The organism is Rhodopseudomonas sp. WA056, assembly GCF_010906995.1.
GTDB classification, from domain to species: Bacteria; Pseudomonadota; Alphaproteobacteria; order Rhizobiales; family Xanthobacteraceae; genus Rhodopseudomonas; species Rhodopseudomonas palustris_G.
Genome location: NZ_QPFS01000063.1, coordinates 1 through 17734, shown reverse-complemented (window position 1 = coordinate 17734; position 17734 = coordinate 1). Strand labels below are relative to the sequence as shown.

16 protein-coding genes are annotated in these 17734 nt (G+C 65.2%); 12 read left to right on the top strand and 4 right to left on the bottom strand.

The annotated features are described in order from the left end of the window. Positions 1-70 precede the first annotated feature (70 nt). The 8 genes from DU475_RS13720 to DU475_RS13685 all read left to right on the top strand — a co-directional run bounded on the left by DU475_RS13720 (position 71) and on the right by DU475_RS13685 (position 9757). A complete protein-coding gene (locus DU475_RS13720) occupies positions 71-853 on the top strand; it encodes a TetR/AcrR family transcriptional regulator (protein WP_142882982.1) in 783 nt (260 codons plus the stop codon). Next, positions 771-2327, top strand: coding sequence for an acyl-CoA synthetase (locus DU475_RS13715; RefSeq protein WP_164632444.1), 1557 nt, complete (start codon positions 771-773; stop codon positions 2325-2327). Before DU475_RS13720 ends, DU475_RS13715 begins: the two co-directional genes overlap by 83 nt. 155 nt (positions 2328-2482) lie before the next feature. After that, the gene (locus DU475_RS13710) at positions 2483-3865 is read left to right on the top strand and encodes an alpha/beta hydrolase family protein (protein ID WP_164632443.1); all 1383 of its coding nucleotides are present in this window, start codon (positions 2483-2485) and stop codon (positions 3863-3865) included. Between the two features lie 540 nt (positions 3866-4405). Further along, positions 4406-5758, top strand: a complete 1353-nt coding sequence (locus tag DU475_RS13705) for a substrate-binding protein (protein WP_013501883.1) — start codon at positions 4406-4408, stop codon at positions 5756-5758. A gap of 250 nt (positions 5759-6008) precedes the next feature. After that, positions 6009-7016: a branched-chain amino acid ABC transporter permease gene (locus DU475_RS13700; protein WP_164632442.1), complete on the top strand. Its 1008-nt coding sequence runs from the start codon at positions 6009-6011 to the stop codon at positions 7014-7016. Positions 7017-7020: 4 nt separating this feature from the next. Next, a complete protein-coding gene (locus DU475_RS13695; protein ID WP_013501885.1) occupies positions 7021-8241 on the top strand; it encodes a branched-chain amino acid ABC transporter permease in 1221 nt (406 codons plus the stop codon). Beyond that, positions 8238-9008, top strand: a complete 771-nt coding sequence (locus tag DU475_RS13690) for an ABC transporter ATP-binding protein (RefSeq protein WP_142882979.1) — start codon at positions 8238-8240, stop codon at positions 9006-9008. Before DU475_RS13695 ends, DU475_RS13690 begins: the two co-directional genes overlap by 4 nt. Further along, positions 9005-9757, top strand: a complete 753-nt coding sequence (locus DU475_RS13685) for an ABC transporter ATP-binding protein (protein WP_164632441.1) — start codon at positions 9005-9007, stop codon at positions 9755-9757. Before DU475_RS13690 ends, DU475_RS13685 begins: the two co-directional genes overlap by 4 nt. A 164-nt stretch (positions 9758-9921) precedes the next feature. On the opposite strand, the gene DU475_RS13680 is transcribed toward DU475_RS13685, so the two are convergent. Both DU475_RS13680 and DU475_RS13675 read right to left on the bottom strand, forming a co-directional pair. Continuing rightward, a complete protein-coding gene (locus DU475_RS13680) occupies positions 9922-10149 on the bottom strand; it encodes a GIY-YIG nuclease family protein (RefSeq protein ID WP_349644189.1) in 228 nt (75 codons plus the stop codon). Between the two features lie 83 nt (positions 10150-10232). Then, the gene (locus DU475_RS13675; RefSeq protein WP_013501888.1) at positions 10233-10910 is read right to left on the bottom strand and encodes a TetR/AcrR family transcriptional regulator; all 678 of its coding nucleotides are present in this window, start codon (positions 10908-10910) and stop codon (positions 10233-10235) included. 241 nt (positions 10911-11151) lie between these two features. Between DU475_RS13675 and DU475_RS13670 the strand changes: the two genes are divergently transcribed. Next, the gene (locus DU475_RS13670) at positions 11152-12384 is read left to right on the top strand and encodes an acyl-CoA dehydrogenase family protein (RefSeq protein WP_011158831.1); all 1233 of its coding nucleotides are present in this window, start codon (positions 11152-11154) and stop codon (positions 12382-12384) included. 154 nt (positions 12385-12538) lie between these two features. Beyond that, complete coding sequence (locus DU475_RS13665; RefSeq protein ID WP_164632440.1) at positions 12539-13597, top strand: phosphotransferase family protein; 1059 nt, start codon at positions 12539-12541, stop codon at positions 13595-13597. 305 nt (positions 13598-13902) lie between these two features. Here the strand turns inward: DU475_RS13665 and DU475_RS13660 are convergent, their stop codons facing one another. Further along, complete coding sequence (locus DU475_RS13660) at positions 13903-14688, bottom strand: SDR family NAD(P)-dependent oxidoreductase (RefSeq protein WP_142882976.1); 786 nt, start codon at positions 14686-14688, stop codon at positions 13903-13905. A 155-nt stretch (positions 14689-14843) separates the two neighbouring features. On the opposite strand from DU475_RS13660, the gene DU475_RS13655 reads away from it, so the two are divergent. Next, positions 14844-15599: a histidine phosphatase family protein gene (locus DU475_RS13655; RefSeq protein ID WP_047308229.1), complete on the top strand. Its 756-nt coding sequence runs from the start codon at positions 14844-14846 to the stop codon at positions 15597-15599. Positions 15600-15754: 155 nt separating this feature from the next. Then, the gene (locus DU475_RS13650) at positions 15755-16522 is read left to right on the top strand and encodes an SDR family NAD(P)-dependent oxidoreductase (RefSeq protein WP_142882975.1); all 768 of its coding nucleotides are present in this window, start codon (positions 15755-15757) and stop codon (positions 16520-16522) included. A 119-nt stretch (positions 16523-16641) separates the two neighbouring features. Here the strand turns inward: DU475_RS13650 and DU475_RS13645 are convergent. Continuing rightward, a partial coding sequence (locus tag DU475_RS13645; protein ID WP_164632439.1) for a serine hydrolase domain-containing protein occupies positions 16642-17734 on the bottom strand: 1093 nt, incomplete at its 5' end.

Sequence of the window (17734 nt, the reverse complement as noted above, 5' to 3'; positions counted from 1 at the left end):
GAGCTGCTGGCGAGTCAATCGATCGGCGCCGGATCAGTTATTTGCCAAATTGCTGCCTGCGGAATTTGTGATGAGCGGACACGCCGCCGACGACCGATCGCCCTGGATGCCGTTCGAAAACCGCCGCCGCGCCCGCGACGAAAAGCGCGAGGCGGTGCTGCGAACGGCGGTGCATCTGTTTCTCGAACAGGGCTATCATCGCGCCACGCTCAACGAAGTGGCGGAGCGGCTGAACATCACCAAGCCGGCGCTGTACAATTACTTCCGCAGCAAGGAGGAGATTCTGTTCGAGTGCTGGGCGCTCGGCCAGGAGCAGGTCGACGACATCATCGCGGTCATCAACGCTTCCGGTGACGATGGGCTCGGCAAGCTGCGCGGGCTGGTGCGTGCCTATGCCACCACGATGGCCACCGAGTTCGGTGCCAGCATGGTGCGGTTCAATCCACGCGACCTGTCGCCCGAGAACGAAAAGACCGTGCGCGCCGCCAAGCGCGGCATCGACCAGACGTTCCGCCGCTTCATCGCCGAGGGCGTCGCCGACGGATCGATCAAACCGTGCGATCCGAAGTTGACAGCGTTCGCGATCGCCGGTTCGTTGAACTGGATCGGTCACTGGTACCAGCGCGACGGTGCGCTGTCGCCGGAGGCGATCGCCGACGAATTCGCGATGCGCCTGACTGAAGGCCTCGCCACCCGATCAACCAAGAAGAAGAGCGCCCTCGAGGCGCCGGACGGCAACAACAACAGGAAACGACCCAAGGGAGGACACCATGAACATCACCCACGGCCTGCGGCGCGCGCTGCAGATCAACCCGGAAGGGCTGGCCACCGTCTGCGCCGGCCGCCGACGTAACTGGCGCGAGGTCGGCGACCGCGTCGCGCGTCTCGCCGCGGGCCTGCGCGCCAGCGGTGTCGGCGAGGGCGACCGCGTCGCGATCCTGTCGCTGAACTCGGATCGCTATCTGGAAATGTATCTCGCCGCCGGCTGGTGCGGCGGGGTCATCGTGCCGCTCAACATCCGTTGGAGCGCGCTGGAAAACGAAGACGCCCTGCGCGACTGCCGCGCTGTGGCTCTGGTGGTCGACAAGGCGTTTGCTGCGACCGGCGCCGCGCTGGCGCAGGCGATCCCGTCGATGGCGATGATCTACGCCGACGACGGCGACGTCCCGGCCGGGATGCAGAGCTATGAGGATCTGATCGCCGCGCACGCGCCGATCCCGGATGCGATGCGCAAGGCCGAAGATCTCGCCGGCATCTTCTACACCGGCGGCACCACCGGCCGCTCCAAGGGCGTGATGCTGAGCCACGGCAATCTGATGGCGAACGCGCTCAATGCGCTGGGCGAGGGGCTGTTTCCGGGCACGTCTGTGTATCTGCACGCGGCGCCGATGTTCCATCTCGCCAACGGCGCGGCGATGTATTCGCTGCTGCTGTCGGGCGGCTCCAACGTGATGATCCCGTCGTTCACGCCGGAGGGCGTGATGCAGGCGATGCAGAACGATCGGGTCACCGACGTGCTGCTGGTGCCGACCATGATCCAGATGTTCGTCGATCACCCGGCGCTGAAGACTTACGATCTGTCGTCGCTGAAGAATATCGTCTATGGCGCGTCGCCGATCAGCGAGGCGGTGCTGGCGCGGGCGAGCGCGGCGCTGCCCAACGTGCAGTTCACCCAGGCCTACGGCATGACCGAGCTGTCGCCGATCGCGACCTTGCTGCACTGGAAGGAGCACATCGGCGACGGCAAGGCCAAAGGCCGCCAGCGCGCTGCTGGCCGCGCCACGCTCGGCTGCGAAGTTCGGATCGTCGATGCCGAGGATCGCACCGTGCCGTATGGGACGGTCGGCGAGATCTGCGTCCGCGGCGACAACGTGATGATGGGCTATTGGGAGCGGCCGGAGGAAACCGCGCGGGCGCTTCTCGGCGGCTGGATGCACACCGGCGACGGCGGCTACATGGACGAGCACGGCTTCGTCTATGTCGTCGACCGGGTCAAGGACATGATCATCTCCGGCGGCGAGAACGTCTACTCGGTCGAGGTCGAGAACGCGGTGGCGCAGCATCCGGCGGTGGCGCAATGCGCGGTGATCGGCATCCCGCACGAGGCGTGGGGCGAACAGGTCCACGCGGTGGTGGTCACCAAGGCCGGCGCCACCGTCACCGCCGACGAGCTGATCGCGCACTGCAAGGCGCTGATCGCCGGCTACAAGTGCCCGCGCAGCGTCGAGATCACCGAGACGCCGCTGCCGCTGTCCGGCGCCGGCAAGATCCTCAAGCGCGAGCTACGCCAGCCGTATTGGGAAAGCCGCGAACGCCGCGTGAGTTGACGCGCCGCCACACGACACCAGCGCCGCGCCGGATCGGTCCTTGTTTGGACCGTATCCGGCGCGGCGTTTTTCTTTGTCCGAGGCGGTGGGGGCGCGATCGAGCGCTAGACTGAACCGCCGATTCGTCCGCAGCGCGAGAGCCGAGGTCCGACCCGATGCCGCCCCAGAATGATCCGTCCGCCCCGGCGCAGGCGCAGTCATCCGCAGAGCGAATCGATAGGGCCCGGCGAGCCCTGGTGTTCGGTGCCGCGCTCTCCGCCGGCGTGGCCGGTGCCGGGCTGGGCCCTGCGAACGCTGCGGTGCGCCGGTCGTCGGCACGGTCCGGGATCGATCGCTCGGCGCGGGTCAGCGCCGCGCGGCTGGATGCGGAGGTCGCCAAGGCGTTTCCGCTGTTCAATGTGCCGGCGATCCTGCCGCCGTTCGACGCCGCATCCGCCGGCGCACGGTTCGACGTCGATCTGCACCGGATCGTGACCACGACGCGCGTTCCGGAAACCGGCGCGCGGGTGCAGGTCAGCGGCCTGCTGGCGGTGCCGGTCGGCAAGATCGGCGAGCTGCCGCTGGTATCGTGGCAGCACGGCACCATCCTGTCGTTCGATCAGGTGCCGTCGAATCTGATCCGGCTGGCCGACCCGGACTATGCGCTCACCGACGCCGCGGACTCGCTGGAGACGCTGTTCAACGTGCAGCGCTTCGCCGGGCAGGGCTACGCGGTGATCGCCGCCGACTATGTCGGCAAGGGCCCGTTCCGCGACGGACGGGACGAGGCGTATGTGGTCAAGGGCGTCAGCGTCCAGACCTGCCTCGACATCCTTCAGGCCGGGAAGGCGGCGATGACCTCGCTTGGTCTTGCGCCCTCGAAGCTGCTGCTGAACGGATGGTCGCAGGGGGCACTCAACACCCAATGGCTGCATCAGGCGCTGCGCCGCCGGTCGACGCCGATCGCCGCCACTGCGGCGGCAAGTCCGTTCAACGATCTGAACGAAGCCTGGAGCTACTGGGCCGGCGCGCAGAGCTTCGCCTTGCCGGCCGGTACGACCTCGTACCCGGCGCTACCGAGCTGGATTTCGCTGTGCATGATCGTCGCGCTCGGCAGCTACGAACGGTACTACGGCCTGAATGGATTGCTGGACAGCGCCATCCGGCCCGATTTCCGAGAACTCGCCCGCAAATATTGGAGCGATTATAAAACCGACTTCGACCCGGCCAAGCCTTTTCCCACCGGTGCGGAGCTGTTGGTGCCGGGGTTTTTCGAGCGCGCCACCGACGATCGCAACAGCGCATTCCTCCGCCACCTCGCCGCCAATCGTGCCTCGTACTGGCGCTACGATTCGCCGATCCGGTTTCACTACGGTCTCGCCGACGAGGCGCTGCATCCGGCGATGGTGTATCGGGCGCTGTCGGCCGGCGGTCATGCGGCGACGGGGATTCCGACCGCCGGCGCCAGCCATCGCGCGACCTTTCTGGCCTCGCTCTACGGCGACGCGGCGAGCCTCGGCGGCGCCGAGAACGTGTTGAGCTGGTTCGGTAAATCGTAGCTGTGGCGCAATTTGCGGGAGCCCGCCACGCAAACCGGCGAGCTGTTCGATCTTCGATATCCTCCCGAAGGCGCGCCATTCAGTTTGCGCGATCGCGGCAGGATGTGCGCTGCCTTGTTGACGCACCGCATCGCGAGCGTGCGCTTTCGCGACCAAACGTCACATCGTGACACAAACGACCATCGCCGGCCGGGGGTGCACGCGCTGTGAATCGTTTGGTGCATTGCGATATGTGACGTTGCGATTGCGGGTCTCTGCTGATCCGTCGTGACTTTTCCTGCGAAGCTCGATGCGGGCGGTCCGACAAGTGTCACGCCGGCGTGACGATTAGTTCTGTCAACTGAATTAGTAGTTACCTGTGCGACCTGGGCGCGAACCCTCCCTTAGACAAAAGGAGCGGTTGACCCATTTCCACCCGCTCTCCAAGACTTCGGCTTCGTTGCCGGAAGAGCAACTGGTCACAACGGCGTCTGATCGCCCTTAGTCGTGACTGGAAGAACAACAACACGATTTACCGAGGAACCTGAGGAGAGACGCCCCATGGCCGACAAGAAATTCATCATCGACCGCAGAACTGCGCTCAAGACCGGCCTGGCCGGTGCTGCTGCCCTTGCAACGCCGACGTTCTTCATCCGCGACGCGTGGGCCGACGATTTCTGCAACATGCCGAAGGGCAAGGAAGTCGTGTTCGGCTTCAACGTCCCGCAGTCCGGCGCCTATGCCGACGAAGGCATGGACGAACTCAAGGCCTATCAGCTCGCGGTCAAGCACCTCAACGGCGAGGGCGACGGCGGCATGCTCAAGACCATGAAGCCGCTGGCGCTCAAGGGTAACGGCGTGCTCGGCAAGAAGGTCACCTTCGTTTCCGGCGACACCCAGACCAAGGCGGACGCGGCCCGCGCCTCGGCCAAGCGCATGGTCGAGAAGGACGGCGCGATCATGATCACCGGCGGCTCGTCGTCGGCCGAGGCGGTCGCGGTGCAGTCGCTGTGTCAGGACATCGGCGTGATCTTCATGGCCGGCCTGACTCACTCCAACGACACCACCGGCAAGGACAAGCGCGCCTACGGCTTCCGGCACTTCTTCAACGCCTACATGTCGGGCGTGGCGCTCGGCCCGGTGCTCGCCGAAGCCTACGGCAAGGATCGCGCAGCCTACCACCTGACCGCCGACTACACCTGGGGCTGGACCCAGGAGGAGTCGATCAAGGACGCCACCGAGAAGCAGGGCTGGAAGACCATCAAGGCGGTCCGCACCCCGCTCGGCGCGGCGGACTTCTCGCAGTACATCACGCCGGTGCTGAATTCCGGCGCGGACGTGCTGATCCTGAACCACTACGGCAAGGACATGATCAACTCCTTGACCCAGGCGGTGCAGTTCGGCCTGCGCGACAAGATGGCGAACGGCAAGAAGTTCGAGATCGTCGTGCCGCTGTTCTCCGAGTTGATGGCGCAGGGCGCGGGCGACGCGATCAAGGGCATCTACGGCACCGCCAACTGGGATTGGAAGCTGGAAGACGCCGCAACGAGCGCCTTCACCAAGTCGTTCGGTGCCGCTTACGGCACCCCGCCGTCGCAGGCCGCGCAAACCTGCTACGTCCAGGCGATCCTCTACGCCGATGCCGTCGAGCGCGCCGGCACGTTCAATCCGTCCAAGGTGATCGCTGCGCTCGAAGGGTTCGAGTTCGACGGCCTCGGCAACGGCAAGACGCTGTACCGCGCCGCCGACCATCAGTGCTTCAAGGACGTGCTGGTGGTGCAGGGCAAGGACAAGCCGAAGGACAAGTTCGATCTGCTTGAAGTTCGGAAGATCGTGCCTGCGTCGCAGGTCACCTACGATCCGAGCATCTTCGGCGGCGAACTGGGCTCCAAGGACGCCAAGAAGTGCGGCTGATCTGATCGAGCCGGGCTGCTGATCGCGGCCCGGCGGACTGATCGCGGCCGGCTGCGCCTCGGTGCGGCCGGCCGACGCTTCGTGTCTCACGAGTGCGTTCGGCGCGGTTTTGCGACGTCCAGGCACAGCTTCGGGACACACGATACTGCCAATGTTTGTACCAGCCTGGCGGCCGAGGTCGGTCGTCGGGGACTAGCGATGGACGCGCGCGCCGGGCTGGCGCCACGGACACAGGGGAGATTGACCACGCATGGACGCGATCGTTCTGCAGATCATGAACGGCCTCGACAAGGGAGGGGCCTATGCGCTGATCGCGCTCGGGCTGACATTGGCCTTCGGCACGCTGGGCGTCGTGAACTTCGCCCACGGGGCGCTGTTCATGCTCGGCGCGTTCTGCGCCGTCGTCTTCAACAAGCTGCTGACTCTCGAGATCGTCAAGGTCGATCCGACCCGGACCACCCCGTGGGGCAGCCCGCTCGAGATCAAGACGCCCTACGTCCAGGATATGCTGGGCGATTGGGGCAAGGTGCTGATCGACTATTCGGTGCCCATGTCGATCCTGCTCGCGATTCCGGTGATGCTGCTGATCGGCATCCTGATCGAGCGCGGCCTGATCCGGTTCTTTTACAAGCGTCCGCACGCCGACCAGATCCTGGTCACCTTCGGCCTCGCCATCGTGCTGCAGGAGATCGTCAAGCACTTCTTCGGCGCCAACCCGATCTCGCAATCGGCGCCGGCGCTGTTCTCCGGCAGCCTCCAGATCACCGAGGCGATCGTCTATCCTTATTGGCGCATCGTCTATCTGTGCTTCTCGCTGGTGGTGATCGCGCTGGTGTTCGCGTTCCTGCAGCTCACCACCTTCGGCATGGTGGTGCGCGCCGGCATGCAGGATCGCGAGACCGTCGGTCTGCTCGGCATCAACATCGAACGGCGCTTCACCATCGTGTTCGGTCTCGCCGCGGTCGTCGCCGGTCTGGCCGGCGTGATGTACACCCCGATCGTCCCGCCCGATTATCACATGGGCATGGACTTCCTGGTGCTGTCGTTCGTCGTCGTCGTGGTCGGCGGCATGGGCTCGCTGCCGGGCGCGGTGCTGGCCGGCTTTCTGCTCGGAATCCTGCAGTCCTTCGCCTCGATGAACGAGGTCAAGGCGCTGCTGCCGGGCATCGATCAGATCATCATCTATCTGGTCGCGGTTGTGGTTCTGCTGGTGCGGCCGCGAGGGCTGCTCGGCCGCAAGGGCGTGATGGAGAGCTGATCCGATGAAGCACACCTCCAAATTCGCCGACATCGCGCTGTTGATCGGCTTCGCCGTGATGGTGGCGCTGGGCCCGATCATCTTCACCCCGATCGGCGCCGGCTATCCCGACCTGCTGCAGAAGTTCGCGATCTACGGAATCTTCGCGATCGGCTTCAACATCCTGTTCGGCCTCACCGGCTATCTGTCGTTCGGCCACGCCGCGTTCCTCGGCGTCGGTTCCTACGCGGCGGTGTGGTCGTTCAAGCTGGTCTCGATGGAATTGCTTCCGGCGGTGGCGTTCTCGGTCGTGCTCGCCGGAATCCTGGCGCTGGCGATCGGCTTCGTCAGCCTTCGCCGGTCCGGGATCTACTTCTCGATCCTGACGCTGGCGTTCGCCCAGATGTGCTACAACATGGCCTATTCGGTGCTGACCCCGATCACGAACGGCGAAACCGGCCTGCGCGTGCTTCGCGACGATCCGCGGGTGCTCGACGCCGCGATCGGCTACGCCTCGCCGATGCCGTCGCTGTTCGGCCTGACGATCACCGGCTGGACCGGCTTCTACATCTGCGGCGCGGTGCTGGTGGCGGCGTTCGGTCTGTCGATCGCGATCTTCCGGTCGCCGTTCGGCATGACGCTTCGCGCGATCAAGTCCAACCAGAACCGGATGGGCTACACCGGCTACTCCACCAGGCCTTACCTGCTGTCCGCCTTCGTGATTTCCGGCATGTTCGCCGGTCTCGCCGGCGCACTGCTCGCCGCCACCGACCCGCTCGCGGGTGCGGAGCGGATGCAATGGACTGCGTCGGGCGAGGTGGTGCTGATGACGATCCTCGGTGGTGCCGGAACGCTGCTCGGTCCGGTGGTCGGAACTGGCATCATCAAGTACTTCGAGAACATTTTCTCGGCCTACAACGATCAGCAGCTCGCCAAGTTCTTCGCGTTCCTGCCGGACGGCTTCCGCGAAGGCGTCGTCAGCGTGACGAGCCTGTTCGTCGGCGAAGGCTGGCACCTCACTCTCGGCCTGCTGTTCATGGCGGTGGTGATCTTCCTGCCCGGCGGCGTGATGGAAGGCGTCAATCGGCTGATCGGCTTCAAGCACACTCCGAAGGTCAAGTCGCTCGGCGACTCGCCGCAGCGCGACGCGCTCGGCGAGGCGGTGATCGAGGAGATGCCGACCCACGACCGCGCAGCGGAAATCGAGAAGAAGGCTAGCGAGAAGAAAGCGAGGGCCGTGTCATGACCGCGACCAACGACATCGTCCTGCACATCGATCACGTCCACAAGACGTTCGCCGGTCTGCACGCGCTCGCGGACGTTCACCTCGACATCCGCGAGGGCGAGACCCACGCCATCATCGGCCCGAACGGCGCCGGCAAGTCGACGCTGCTCAACGTCTGCGTCGGCGTGCTGCCGCCGACCCAGGGCAAGGTGATGTTCCACGGCACCCAGCTCACCGGGCTCAAGCCCTACGAGATCAACCAGCTCGGGGTGGCGCGGGTGTTCCAGACGCCGGAGATCTTCGGCGATCTCACGGTGCTGGAAAACGTCATGATGGCGATGCTGTCGCATCAGGACGGCGCCTTCCGTCTCAAGCTGGTGAGCCGGTTCGACGAGCAGGGCGAGATCGGCCAGCGCGCCGTCCAGGCGCTGCGCGAGCGCGGTCTCGGCGACCACGTCTATCATCTGGCCGGAGCACTGTCGCGCGGCGACAAGCGGCGCCTCGAGCTGGTGATGGGGCTGGTGCAGAAGCCGAAGCTGCTGCTGCTCGACGAACCGACCGCCGGCATGGCGCGAGCCGACACCAACGCCACCATCGACATCCTCCGGCAGATCAAACAGTCCGGCATGACGATCGTGATCATCGAACACGACATGCACGTGGTGTTCTCGCTGGCCGATCGCATCACGGTGCTGGCCGGCGGCCGTGTCATCGCGCAGGGCGTGCCCGACGAGATCAAGGGCAACCCGAAAGTGATCGAAGCCTATCTCGGCGAGGAACAGGTATGACGACGATGACCGCAGAACGGCCCGGCTCGGCGCAAGCGGGCGCGACGCCATTCTTTCGCTGCCGCAATCTGAATTCGTATTACGGCGACAGCTACATCGTGCAGAACGTCTCGTTCGACCTGAACAAGGGCGAAATCCTGGCGCTGCTCGGCCGCAATGGCGCCGGCAAGACCTCGACGCTGCGCTCGATCGCCCGTGCTTCGACGCCCGAACTGGTTTCGGGCGAGGTGATCCTCGACGGCGTGGCGCTGCACGGCAAGCCGAACTATGTCGCGGCGCAGGCCGGCATTCAGTTGGTGCAGGAAGATCGCCGCATCATCCCGGGCATGACGGTCGAGCAGAATCTGCAGATCGCCGTCATCTCGGGCAGCGTTGGCTGGTCGTTCGAGCGGATCTACGCGCTGTTCCCGCGGCTCGCCGAACGCCGCAAGCAGGAAGGCGTCACGATGTCCGGCGGCGAGCAGCAGATGCTGGCGATCGCCCGCGCGCTCGCCCGCGACCTGAAGCTGCTGCTGCTCGACGAGCCCTATGAAGGGCTCGCACCGGTGGTCCGGCACGACATTGCCAAGGCGTTGCGCGAAGTCCGCGCCGCCGGCATCACCACCATCATCGTCGAGCAGAACGCCGTGGCGGCGCTGGAACTGTCCGACCGCGCCGTCATCCTCGATACCGGGGAAGTGGTGTTCGACGGCAGCGCCAAGCACGTGCTCGACAGCGAAGAGCTACGGCATCGCTATCTGGCGATTTGAGAGGCGTTTCGACGAACTCAGTCCATCTCCTGCCGTCATCCTGAGGTGCGCGCTTTGGCGCGCCTCGAAGGATGACAGCCACGCAGATGAAGCGAGTTACGCGCCGCGCGGACGTCCAGTTCGTCGCCGTGCGAGCTGCTGGACGCCGTTCCAATCGCCGCGGATCAGTTCGCCCGGCTCCAGCCCTTCACCCGTCGTTCGGCGGCGATGCCGTCGGTGATGCGATCGAGCTGTTCAGACCAAACCAGGGCGACCGGTCGTCGGCGCGAGGTGTAGCCGGGGAAGGTTCCCGCGTTGTACTGTTCAATGCGGTTGGAAAGATCTTCACCTGTCGCGCTGCCGACATCGTAGGAGCCGTCGGCGCAGCGTAGCATGTACACGTGGATGCCCATGGCGGCCATCCTTCGAGGCGCGCCGAAGTCGCGCGCCTCAGGATGACGACTCTGTGCAGTTTGTCAAACCGCTCGGGGAGGATTCACCGCTTCCGCGCCTCGGACTTTTCAGCGGTGGCAGCCTCGGCGTCGCCGGTCATGCCCATCTTCAGTGCCAGCGACGCCACCGCAACGACGCGGTCGATCACGCCGTCGACGTCGTCGAGATCGCAGATGCCTTCCGACAGCCGCAGCAGGCGCTCGCTGTCGCGCACGGTCTGCTGCGCCATTGCGAGGGCGAAGTGCAGGCCCCAATAGATCTCGGCGTCCGGCTTGCCGGGCAGTGATCGCCGCATCGCCGCGGCGAATTTGCGCAAGTGATCGACTTCGCGATTCTTGATCTTGCGGATCGGCGGGATGGTCTCGATCGAGGCGCGGATCATGAACCGCGCGGCGTCGGAGCGCTGGCTGTCGGGGCCGAGACAGCCACGCAACGAGGGAGCGATCAGCGCGCGCAGCACCGCTTCGATGGGGGCCCGGCCGCCGCCGGCGGCTTCGGCGGCTTTCAGCTCGTTCAGCCGCGCGCGATTGGTGACGATCGAACGCGTCACGAACAGCTCGGCGATCAGTTCGTCCTTGGAGCCGAAGTGATAGTTCACCGCGGCAAGGTTGACTCCAGCCGCGGCGACGATGTCGCGCAAGGTGACGTCGCCGAAGCCGCGCTCGGCGTAAAGCCGTTCGGCGGCGATCAGGATGGCGCTGCGTGTGGTGTCGGTCGACATGCCGCTCCGCGGGAAATCATCGCTGTTGCAATTCAAACAACTGTATGAAACTATCGTTTCACAGCCGGAAGTCAATGCGCCGTCGGGCGCTGCGACGCCGGCAGCGTCGTTTTCGCGGTTCGTGGCCGCCCGGCTGTCGGGAGGCGCGGGGCGGAAATCCGGCTTGCGGGCGCGATGCGGCAGGACGACAGTGCCGCACCCCGTCGGTCAAACAGTCTGGGAAAACAGTGAGGATCGCCTGATGGATTTCACGATGTCCGATCGCCAGCGTGAATGGCTGGACCGCGTCACCAAGTTCATGAACGACCATGTGCGGCCCGCTGTGCCGATCTACAAGCAGCAGGACGCCGAGGGCGAGCGCTGGAAGGTGATTCCGGTGCTAGAGGAGCTGAAGGCCAAGGCGAAGGCCGAAGGTCTGTGGAACCTGTTCCTGCCGCCGTCCTCGCACGACGACGATGAATTCCACGGCGCGGGGCTCTCCAACCTCGAATACGCGCTGCTGTCCGAGCAGATGGGCCACATCTCCTGGGCCTCCGAAGTGTTCAACTGCTCGGCGCCGGACACCGGCAACATGGAAGTGCTGTTCCGCTACGGCACCAAGGAGCAGAAGCAGAAGTGGCTGCGGCCGCTGATGGCCGGCGAGATCCGCTCGGCATTCCTGATGACCGAGCCGGCGGTGGCCTCGTCGGACGCCACCAACATCGAGACCCGGATCGAGAAGGACGGCGATCACTACGTCATCAACGGCCGCAAATGGTGGTCGTCGGGCGTCGGCGATCCGCGCTGCAAGATCGCGATCGTGATGGGCAAGACCGATCCGAACGCCGCGCGTCACCAGCAGCAGTCGCAGATCCTGGTGCCGCTCGACACTCCCGGCATCACCATCGAGAAGATGCTGCCGGTGTTCGGCTTCGACGACGCGCCGCACGGTCACGGCATGGTCAAGCTGGAGAACGTCCGCGTGCCGGCCTCGAATCTGCTGCTCGGTGAGGGCCGCGGCTTCGAGATCGCGCAGGGGCGCCTGGGCCCGGGCCGGATCCATCACTGCATGCGCACCATCGGCAAGGCCGAAGAAGCGCTGGAGAAGATGGTGAAGCGGCTGCAGTCGCGCGTCGCGTTCGGCAAGCGGATCATCGAATTCTCGGTGTGGGAGCAGCGGATCGCCGAAGCCCGTATCGACATCGAGATGAACCGTCTGCTGTGCCTGAAGGCCGCCGACATGATGGACAAGGTCGGCAACAAGACCGCGCAGCTCGAGATCGCGATGATCAAGGTGGCGGCGCCGCGGATGGCGCAGCGGATCATCGACGAAGCGATCCAGGCGTTCGGCGGCGCCGGCGTGTCGGACGATGCGGGTCTCGCCAAGGATTACGCCAACATCCGCACGCTGCGGCTCGCGGACGGTCCGGACGAGGTGCACAACCGCGCCATCGCCCGGCTGGAGATGAAGAAATACGCCAACGCGGCGCACTGACCGCGCGCAAGCTGCACAAAAACGTCATCGCCGGACTTGATCCGGCGATCCATCTCTTGAAAAGATGGATACCCGGGCCAGGCCCGGGTATGACTGTTTTTGGATTGTCGGAACGCGCGGCGCGTAACGCGCGAACAAGAACAAGGAGCGTCACTTGGTCGGGAAGCGAAACGACGACGATTACACCGGCACCAAGCCGGTCGAGGAGCGGCATCGGGTCGACGAGGTCCGCCTCGCCGAATGGATGCAGGCGAATGTCGAGGGCTATCAGGGCCCGCTCGAGGTTCAGCAGTTCAGGGGCGGGCAGTCCAACCCGACCTATAAGCTCGTCACCCCGAACCGTTCCTACGTGATGCGGCGCAAGCCGTTCGGCAAGCTGCTGCCGTCGGCGCACGCGGTCGACCGCGAATTCCGCGTCATCGCCGCACTCGGCAAGCAGGGCTTCCCGGTCGCCAAGGCCTATGCGCTGTGCACCGACGACTCGGTGATCGGCGTGTCGTTCTACATCATGTCGATGGAAGAGGGCCGGGTGTTCTGGGACCCGACCCTGCCGACCCAGACGCCGGAGTCGCGATGGGCGATCTTCAAGGCCAAGATCGAGACCCTGGCGCAGCTTCACAGCTACGATCCGGAGAAGATCGGCCTCGGCGACTTCGGCAAGCCGGGCAATTATTTCGCCCGCCAGGTCGACCGCTGGAGCAAGCAGTACAAGGCGTCGGTGGCCGAGCCCATCCCGGAGATGGAGCGGCTGATGGAATGGCTGCCGAACACGCTGCCGGTGCAGGAGCGGGTGTCGGTGGTGCACGGCGACTACCGGCTCGACAACATGATCTTCCATGCCACTGAGCCGCGCGTGCTGGCGGTGCTGGATTGGGAGCTGTCGACGCTCGGCGATCCGATGGCCGACTTCACCTATCTGCTGATGCAGTGGGCGATGCCGGGCCTCGCCGAGGCCGATCTCAAGGCGCTGAATCTGCCGACGCTGGAGCAGGCCGCCGAGATCTATTGCAAGGCCGCTGGCATTGCCGGTGTGCCGGACCTCAACTGGTATCTGGCCTACAACACCTTCCGTCTCGCCGGCATTCTGGCGGGCATCGCCGGCCGGGTCCGCGACGGCACCGCGGCCTCCGACAAGGCCAAGGAATCTGCCGCCCGCACCGTGCCGATGGCGGAGCTGGCGTGGGAATACGCCCAGAAGGCCGGCGCGAAGTAAGCGGGTTTCGATATTGAAAAAGGCGCGGTCCGCAAGGATCGCGCCTTTTTTGTTGCTCTCACCAACGTCATTCCGGGATGCACGCCGCAGGTGTGCATCCCTCCGGGGGCGCGCGTTACGCCAGCGCCCCGAATGACGAAATTGCGATATTGATCTCAAGAAAAGGTCGTCATCGCCCGGCTTGACCGGGCGACCCAGTATTCCAGTGCGTCGTTGTTGTCACGAACGCCCTGGAATACTGGATCCCCGCATGCGCGGGGATGACGGTCGTGTGTGGAGCGGTCTGCGCCGCTCATCATCCCGTCTCAGATCGGCTTGCCCGCATAGGGCATCGAAGCGGTCAGGCCACCGTCGACCGGGAACGCCTGGCCGTTGACGTAAGACGCTTCGTCGCTGAGCAGGAACAGTCCCATGGTGGCGAGTTCGTGCGGCTGGCCGGCGCGCTTCAGCGGGTTGAGCTGACCGATCTTGTGATCGGTGCCGCGGGCGCGGGCGCCGTCGAACACCGGCTTGGTCATGCCGGTTTCGATCAGGCCCGGGCACACCGCGTTGATGCGCACGCCGGTGCCGGACAGCGAATAGGCGGTGGTCTGTACCAGGCTGATCACGCCGGCCTTCGATGCCGCGTAAGGGTGTCCCGACGCGCCGCTCTTCAAACCCGCGACCGAGGCAGTGCAGACAATTGCGCCGTGCCCCTGTTTGATCAGATGCGGCATGGTGTGCTTGATCGCCAGGAACGGACCGATCAGGTTGACGCGCAGGATCTCCTGCCAATGCTCCGGTGTCTGTTCGGGCAGCGGCACCAGGCCGCCGCTGATGCCGGCATTGGCCCAGATGCCGTCGAGCTTGCCGTAGGCCGAGAGCGCCTTGGCGACGAAGCCCTTCACGTCGTCTTCGGAGCCGGCGTCAGCCATCACCGCCTCGGCGGTGCCGCCGGCCTTGCGCACCAGCGCGACGGTTTCGTTGACGCCCTCGGTGCGATCGACGGCGATCAGTTGCGCGCCTTCCTTGGTGAACAGCAGCGATGCCGCGCGGCCGATGCCACTGCCGGCACCGGTGATGATGATGGATTTGCCTTCGAGGCGGCCCATGCGTTGCTCCCTGCTGATCATTTGCGGCGTTTGCCGTTTGACGGAATTGGAACGACGATCGTTCGTCGACATCGCGCGTCCGACACACAAGTGACTTGAGACGATGCGAGGTCTGACGTACAGCGACTTGTGACCGGATTGAAGGATTTTCTCACATGACGAACGTGCCGCCGTCTTCCAACGACAAACCGTTCGTCGCCCAGCACTCGGTGCCGGTCGGCGTCACCGCGACGCGGTGGTGGTGGGTGCGGCACGCGCCGGTCCGCAGCGACGGCGGTAACATCTACGGCCAGATCGACATCGATTGCGATTGCAGCGACAAGGTGGTGTTCGACGCGGTCAGCCGGGTGCTGCCGCAGAATGCGGTGTGGTACGCGAGCAAGCTGAAGCGTACCCACATGACCGCCGAAGCGATCTTCGCCGCCGGCTTTCCCCGGCCCGAGACCATCACGCAGGACGCCGATCTCAACGAGCAGCATCTCGGCGACTGGCAGGGCACCAACCGCGCCGCGTTCTTCGCCAAGCTGCCGGTCAACCTCGCCACCTTCTGGTTCGCGCCGATCGACGAGCGCGCGCCCAACGGCGAGAGCTTCATGGATCTTTACGAACGCACCAAGCGGGCGATCGAAAGGATCAACGCTGCGCATCCCGGCTGCGACATCGTCGCGGTCGCGCACGGCGGCACCATCAAGGCGGCGATCGGCCTGGCGCTGCGCGATCAGCCGGAGCGGGGGCTCGCCTTCACCATCGACAATTGCTCGATCACCCGGCTCGACCACATGGCCTCCAATGGCCACGAGGGCTGGCGGATTCCGATGGTCAATCAGCAGCCGTGGATCGCCGATCCGTCGCACGCCGCGATGCATCAGCCCGCCGGCCCCGAACTGGCGACGCCGAGCAAGCTGGCTTAGGCGCCGTCATTGGGATGGCACGATACGTCTGACCGCCATTGCGAGCGAAGCGAAGCAATCCAGAGTCGAGAACACTGATCCTGGATTGCTTCGTCGCTTCGCTCCTCGCAATGACGGACTGCAATAATCAACAGCACTAACAACGGGAGAGAAACATGAGCTTGTTCGACCTGACCGGCAAAGTCGCGGTCATCACCGGTTCGTCGCGCGGCATCGGCAAGGCGATCGCCGAGCGGATGGCCGAGCAGGGCGCCAAGGTGGTGATCTCGTCGCGCAAGCAGGATGCCTGCGACGCGGTGGCGAAGGCCATCAACGATCAATTCGGTGCGGGCACCGCGCTGGCGCTGGCCGCCAACATCTCCAGCAAGGACGATCTGAAGCGTCTGGCGCAGGAAGCGACGCAGAGCTTCGGCAAGATCGACGCGCTGGTTTGCAATGCTGCGTCGAACCCGTATTACGGCCCGCAGGCCGGCATCAACGACGATCAGTTTCGCAAGATCCTCGACAACAACATCGTGGCCAATCACTGGCTGATCAGCGAAGTCGTGCCGCAGATGATTGCGCGCAAGGACGGTTCGATCACCATCGTATCCTCGATCGGCGGCCTGAAGGGCTCGACCGTGATCGGCGCCTACTGCATCTCGAAGGCCGCCGACATGCAGCTCGCCCGCAATCTCGCCTGCGAATACGGCGAGCACAACATCCGGGTCAATTGCATCGCGCCCGGCCTGATCAAGACCGACTTCGCCCGCGCGCTGTGGGAGAACCCGGAGACGCTGAAGGCTTCGACCGCGCGTTCGCCGCTGCAGCGGATCGGCGAGCCCGACGAGATCGCCGGCGCCGCGATCTTCCTCGCCTCCAAGGCCGGCACCTTCACCACCGGCCAGACCATCGTGATCGACGGCGGCGCGACGATCAGCTGATCCTCTCGGGTCATTCCGGGGCGCGCGAAGCGCGAACCCGGAATCCCGAGGTTATAGTAACGAGAGAGATTCCGGGTTCGCTCGCTGCGCGAGCGCCCCGGAATGACTCTCGGAGGCGACTACTCCACCGCCGCGTACACCAGATCCCGCACCAGGGTGCGGAAGTATTCGCGCTGGCCGGGGCCCTGCGACATGAACACCGCGAACATCTGCTCGGCCGGGTCGATCCAGAAGAACGTGCCGGCGATGCCGCTCCAGTAGAACTGACCGACCGAGCCGGGGAAGGGCGAGATGCCGGGCTGGGTGCGGACCGCGAAGCCGAGGCCGAAGCCGTTGCCGGGCGGCAGGATGTAGTTGTCCGGCGGGATGTGCGGCTCGAGGTGGTTCGATGCCATCAGCTCCAGCGTCTTGCGGCCGATGATGCGGGTGCCGTCGAGCGTGCCGCCGCTGAGCAGCATCTGGCAGAACCGCGCGTAGTCCATCGTGGTCGACACCAGGCCGCCGCCGCCGGATTCCATCGCCGGCTTTTCCAGCATGTTGAACAGCGCCACCGGATCGCCGGTCCACGGATCGGTCGGGAACGCCTCGGCGAGGCGGCTCTTGTTCTCGGCCGATGTGTGGAACCCGGTCTCGGCCATCTGCAGCGGCGCCAGGATGCGTTCGGTGAGAAACGTGCTGAGCGTTTGCCCGGCCACCACTTCGATCACCCGGCCGAGGATGTCGGTCGAGCGGCTGTAGTTCCACGCCGCGCCGGGCTGGCACACCAGCGGCATCGAGGCGATCAGGCTGGCGTGCTCCTCGTTGGTGATCTTGCGGCTACGGATCCGCGAGGCGCGGTACATCTTGTGGATCGGGCCGTCGCCGGTGTGGTCGTAAGTGATGCCGGAGGTGTGGCGCAGCAGATCCTGGATGGTGATCGGGCGCTGCAGCGGCACCAGTTCGAGCTCGCCGCCGCGGACGATACCGACATTGGTGTTCTCGAATTCGGGAATGAACTTCGAGAGCGGATCGTCGAGCAGCATCTGGCCGTCCTCGACCAGTTGCATGATGCCGACCGAGACGATCGGCTTGGTCATCGAGAAGATCCGGAAAATGCTGTCCCGACGCATCGGCGCCTCGGAACCCGGTGCCTGGCGGCCCAGCGCCTCGAACCAGCCGATCTTGCCCTTGCGCGACACCAGCACTGTGACGCCGGGGATTGTGCCCTTGTCG